The organism is Streptosporangium sp. NPDC003464 (assembly GCF_053588315.1).
In genome coordinates, this window is the sequence record NZ_JBSFPS010000414.1 from 1 (window position 1) to 5,782 (window position 5,782).

The following is a 5,782-nucleotide window of genomic DNA, read 5'->3' on the forward strand; positions in this document are numbered from 1 at the left end:
GGCGACATCAGCCGTCCACAGCAGCTGTGGAGCTGGGATGCCTGCGGGGAGCGCTTGGTCGACGGAGCGTCAGCGCAGCCCCTCCTCGGCTCCGGCCGGGGCCGGGGAGCGGGGCGCGGTCTCCGCCAGGCGCCGCCGTAGGGCACCGGCCCGCTCGTCGTCGAGCTCGGTGAGGATCTCGGCGGCCTCCCGCCAGCGCTCCCGGGCGCCGCCGAGGTCACCCGAGCCGTGCAGGGCGTCGCCCAGCCGGCTCAGGACGTCGGCCTCGCCGCGGCGGTCCTCGAACTCCCGCATCAGCTCCAGCGCGTCGAGGAACAGGCCCGCGGCCTCGCCGGGGCGCCCCAGCCCGGCATGGGCGGCGCCGAGGGCGCGCAGCGCCTCGCCCCGGCGGTAGCGGTCGTCGAGGCCGGTGTAGATGCCGAGCGCCGTGTGCGCGCCGGCCAGCGCCTCGGCGTGGCGGCCCAGCTCGTTGTCGTTGTGCGCGACGTCGTTGAGCGCCTCGGCCTCCAGGTGCCGGTCGCCGCTGTCGCGCGCGATGGCCAGCGCCTGCCCGTAGCAGCCGGTCGACTCCTCCAGCCGGCCGAGCCGGAAGTAGGCGGCGCCGAGGTTGACCAGCACGTCCCCCTCCAGATCCCGGTCCCCGATGCGGCGGGCCACCGCCAGTGCCTCGTCGTAGTGGCCGACGGCCTCACCGAGGCGGCCGAGCCGGGCGTTGACCCAGCCCAGATGGTTGAGGGCGGATCCCTCCTCGTACGGCTCGCCCGCGGCCCTGCTCGCCTCCACCGCGGTGCGGTACACGGCGGCCCATGCCGTGCCCGGCACGTGGAAGTCGAAGAACGACGCCAGCATCCGGGGGATGCGCCAGGCGGGCCCGTGCCATCCCCGCGACGCCGCGTAGTGGGCCGCCGCCATGAGGTTGGGCAGCTCCTCCTCGTACCAGCCGACGGCCTCCTCGGGGCCGTCGAACTCCGGCAGCGCGAGGCCGTCCGGCACGGGACCGGCCGAGAACGCCCGCCCCACCGGCGGCAGGTGCTCGGCGGCGTTGCGGGCCGCGTGCAGGTACCAGTCCATGACGCGGCCGAGTGCGGCGTCCCGGTCCTCTCGCCCTCCCTCGTGGGCCCGTTCGGCGGCGTAGCTGCGCAGCAGGTCGTGGAAGTCGTAGCGCCCCGGGAAGCGGGACCTGAGCAGGTGGTCGGCGGTGAGCCGGTCGAGCAGCCGCGTGACACCGGCCAGGTCGCCGCCGGTCAGGGCGGCGGCCGCCCCCGTGCTGACCTCCGGCCCCGGATGCAGGCCGAGCAGCCGGAACAGCCGCGCGGAGTCAGGATCCAGGGCGCCGTAGGTCCAGGAGAAGACCATCCTCAGGTCGGTGTGGTCCCCGTCGCCGGTGTCGAGCGCCGTCAGCCGGGTCCGCTCGTCGCGCAGGTCGGCGACGAGCCTGCCGAGCGGGACGCCGGGGAAGCGCGCCGCGCGCTCGGCGAAGATGCGCAGCGCCAGCGGCAGGCGGGCGCACCGTTCCACGATCTCGGCGACGGCCTCCGGCGCCGAGGCGACACGGTCCCGGCCGAGGACCTCCGCCAGCAGCTCGACCGCCTCCCCCGAGGGCATCTGGTCCAGTACGACGCGCCGCGCGCCGTACTCGACGACGAGGCCGCGTAACTGGTTGCGGCTGGTGACGACGGCCATGCCGCCGGAACCGGGCATCAGCGGGCGGATCTGCTCACTGCTGCCGGCGTTGTCGAGCAGCACGAGGATGCGCCGGCCGGCCAGCAGCGTCCGGAACAGGGCCGAGCGCTCCTCCAGCCCGGCGGGTATCCGGCCGGCCGGGGTGCCCAGGGCGCGCAGCAGCGTCTCCAGCGCCGCCGCCGGATCGAGGGGCGGCTCCGGGCCGTAGCCGTGCAGGTCGAGGTAGAGCTGGCCGTCGGGGAAGCGGTCACGGATCCGGTGCGCCCAGTGGATGGCCAGGGCGGTCTTGCCGGATCCGGCGGTGCCCTGCAGTGAAACGATCTTGGGGCCGCTCCGGGCCGGGGACGAGGAGTCGTCCAGCAGCAGGTCGAGCTCCGCCAGCTCACCCCGGCGTCCGGCGAAACCCGGCATGTCCGGGCGGAGCTGCCGGGGGACCGGGCCGGACGACGCCTCCTCGCGCGGATCCGCCCGCACCGCCTCGGGCGGGCCGACGGACGGGTCGTCGGTCAGGATCGCCTGGTAGGTGGCGCGCAGCGAGGGGCCCGGGTCGATGCCCAGCTCCTCGGCCAGCAGCGTGCTCAGCGCGTGGTAGGCCTGCAGGGCCTCGGCGTGGCGTCCGCTGCGGTGGAGGGAGAGCATCAGACGCTCCCAGAACGGCTCCCGCAGCGGGTGCGCGCGGGTCAGCTCCCGCAGCGTGCCCACCAGCTCCGCGTGCAGGCCGGTCTGCAGGCCGACGTCCAGCCACTGCTCCTGGACGCGCAGCAGCTCCTCGGTCAGCGGCTCGGCCTCGTCCCGCAGGAGGGACGCGGAGTCCACGTTGGACAGCACCGGACCCCGCCACAGCGCGATGGCCTCCGACAGCACGCGCGAGGCCGTGCCCAGGTCACCGGCGGCGGCGGCCCGCCGTCCGGAGCCGGCCAGCTCGCGGAAGCGGAGCAGATCCAGCGAGCCGGTGTCGACCTCGGCCCGGTAGCCGTCCTGGACGGTGCGGATGACGTCCCGCCCGAGCTGGTGCCGCAGCCTGTTGACGTAGGTGTGGATGGTGGCCTTCGCCCGGTCGGGGTCCTCCGGCCCGCCCTCCCACAGCCACGCGGCCATCCGCGGGACGGGGACGGTCTCCCCGGGGCGCAGCAGCAGTCCGGCCAGCGCCACGCGGAGCTTGTTGCCTCCGAGCGGCACCTCCCGGCCGTCGGAGAGCGCGGTCAGCGGACCGAGTACACGAAATCTCACACCATCACCTGTGACGCGGAACCGGGGGTCTCGCCGGTCGCGGTGAGCCGGCCGGATCACGCTATCGCCCGGTCCGACCGTCCGGGTCGCGCACCCGGCGCCGCCGCCGGCCCCCGGCCGGCCGGGGCGGGGCTCCGAATGGTCTCGTACGGCGGGCGGGACGGTCGCCGGAATGGATCTGTCAACCGCAGTCCGGCAGCACGACTTGCATTTAGTAAATGCTGCTAAATCATGGCCTTATTACATTTCGGGATCTATTTTCCTCACATATGGGTTAATGGCGTTGTGGGCTCATGCCGGCCCGCCCGATCACCGGCCGGCCTGCACCCTCCGGGACCCCGGCCCCGCCCGGGGCGAGGGGTGGGTACGGAGGGCGGGTACGGGGCGGCCCCGGCTCCGAGGTGCGGAGCCGGGGCCTGTGGAGCGGTGGTCCTTTCGCGTTACGGGGCGTCGTAGCCCAGGGTGTAGGTGCCGCTGCCGCTGTAGGCGTGGACGCGGTAGCGGTAGAAGCCGGCGGTGCCGCTGTAGGTGAAGGACTCATCCGGGTTGGCCGAGGTGCCGCTGGCCACGGTGGTCCAGGTGCCCAAGCTGTTGCGCTTCTGCAGGTACAGGTCGAAGTCGGTGCCGTTCGGGCCGTCCAGGCAGGCCGTGTGCGTTCCCGACGTGGTGGTCTGGAAGCCGGAGGTGCTCGGCTGGTAGACGCTGGAACCCGAGGAGAGGGTGCCGGTGTAGGTGTGCTGCCTGCCGGCGCACGGACCGCTGCCGCCGACGTTCAGGGTGAACGTGGCCGTCCTGTCCACGCTGGTCCCGTCACCTGTGACGATCACGTTGTAGGTGCCGGAGGCGGTGCCCGCCGGGACCGAGACCGTCAGGGTGGAGGAGGCGCCGGAGGTCACCGACGGCGGGACGAAGGCGGCGGTCGCGCCCGAGGGCAGGCCGGAGGCCGAGAACGTCACGCTCTGCGCGGTGCCCGAGGTCGTCTGCGTGCCGACCGTCGTGGTCGCCTGCTGGCCGGGCTGCACGGTCGCGGACGCCGGGTTGAGCGTCAGCGAGAAGTCGGGGCCCGTCGAGCACGCGGTGGGCTCGTTCGTCGCGGCCGGGACGCTGACCGCGGTCCAGGCCGCCTTGGTCGCGTTGAACTCGGTGCAGGAGCCGGGGAACAGCTGGATCGCCGCCTCCAGCGAGGCCTTGCGGACGAGCGAGTGGGTCCAGGTCGAGGTCTTGCGGTTCAGCGCGCCCATGAAGATCTGGCCGGCCTTCTGGATGCCGATCCCGGTGAGGGTGGAGCCGTTGCAGGTCGGGCTGACCGGCTGGCCGTCGGTCGGGTTCGTGCCCTGGGCGAGCAGGTAGAACCAGTGGTTCTGGACGCCCGCTCCCGCGTGCACCTCCATGTTCGGCACCGAGGCGGAGTAGCAGTCGGGGTGGCCGGAGATCTGCGACGGCTTGTGCATGTAGCGGATCGGCCCGCTGCCGACCAGGTTGACCTCCTCGCCCACGCTGAAGTCCGGCGGGTCGTACTGGGCCGGCTCGTTGGCGTAGTACTCGGTCAGCGCGCCGAAGATGTCACCGGTGGACTCGTTGAGCCCGCCCTTCTCGTTGCTGCCGGTCGAGCCGCCGGGCGTGGTCTGGAAGATGGCGTGGCCGTACTCGTGGGCCACCACGTCTATCGGGGTCGCCTGGCGCTGGCTGTCCTGCGAGCGGCCGAAGTTGGTGTAGCTGCCGTTCCAGTAGGCGTTGACGTCGGAGAGGCCGACCCTGGCGGGGAAGCCGCCGCCGGTGCCGTTGAACCCGCTGCGGCCGAGCCAGGCGCTCAGCATGTCCCATTCCTTGCCCGCCGCGTGGAGGGCGTCCACGCAGGCGGTCTCCAGGTCGGTGCCCGAGCCGTTGCCCCAGTTGTCGTCGGGGCCGGTGTAGGCGCTGCCGTTCTGGCCGCCGCAGCGGACGCCCGTGCGGACCGGGTCGGTCATGGAGTACGGCGTGCCGGACGTGGTGCCGATGGTGACCGGGCCGTTGTAGTAGCTCGATCCCTGACCGGCCATGACCTCGTCCGACTTCTCGGCGACCTCGCCGGTCAGCGCGTCGACGAAGACGTGCATCTTGCTCTCGCGGCCCTTGTCCGCGCCGCTCACGACGACCTCGTAGGCCAGCCGCCCGGCACCCTGGGCCATCACCGACAGCTTCGGCGTGGAGACCTCGGCGGCGTCGCTGATCTGGCCCTTGGCGATCTCCGCCGCCTTGTCCGCCGTCACCTTCGGGGTGGTGTCGACGTTCAGCGTCTCGGTCTGGGCGATCGACGTGCTCAGCACGCCACCACTGGCGTTGGTGACGACGACGAAGTCACCGCCGTAGACGGGCAGGCCGGAGTAGGTGCGGGTGTAGGAGACGTAGGTGAGCCCTCCCTTGCCCGGGATGGCGTCACGGCGCTGGAAACGGTCCTTGGCCGAGGACTGGAGGAGGGCGGGCTCGGCCTGGACCAGGCGGTCGGCGGCCTGTGCGGGGGAGTCGGGAGGGGCGATCGACGGGGCGCGGACGGTCAGTCCGGTGGCTCCGGCCGATGCGGGGGACAGTGCCACGGCCATGCTTGTCGCCGTGGCCACTAGCGCAAACGCAACAGTGCGCTTCACGCAATGCTCCTTCTGCTGAGCGACGGCCACGATTTCTTCTGTGGGGTGGTCGTGGTCCGTCGAATTGCCTGGACGCGAGACTCGTCAGCACGTCCACACATGCCGCGCGCTGCGATGGTGAACGGCCGGGCGGAGAGGCTCGCTGGTAATGGTGGGACTGAGAGGCATTTGACGCCTTCCAGGCGGAGTCGTCAATAATCTGGTCAATAATGTGAATTTCACAGTTTGGCAGCGAATTACAGATT

Annotated in this window: 2 protein-coding genes; both read right to left on the reverse strand. The window is 72.4% G+C overall.

The features are described 5' to 3' along the window. Positions 1-69 precede the first annotated feature (69 nt). Positions 70-2,913, reverse strand: a complete 2,844-nt coding sequence (locus ACWDS7_RS45980) for an AfsR/SARP family transcriptional regulator (RefSeq protein WP_451934433.1) — start codon at positions 2,911-2,913, stop codon at positions 70-72. A 440-nt stretch (positions 2,914-3,353) separates the two neighbouring features. Further along, on the reverse strand, positions 3,354-5,537 hold the full coding sequence (locus ACWDS7_RS45985) for a M4 family metallopeptidase (protein ID WP_451934434.1): 2,184 nt from the start codon (positions 5,535-5,537) through the stop codon (positions 3,354-3,356). Positions 5,538-5,782: the final 245 nt, after the last annotated feature.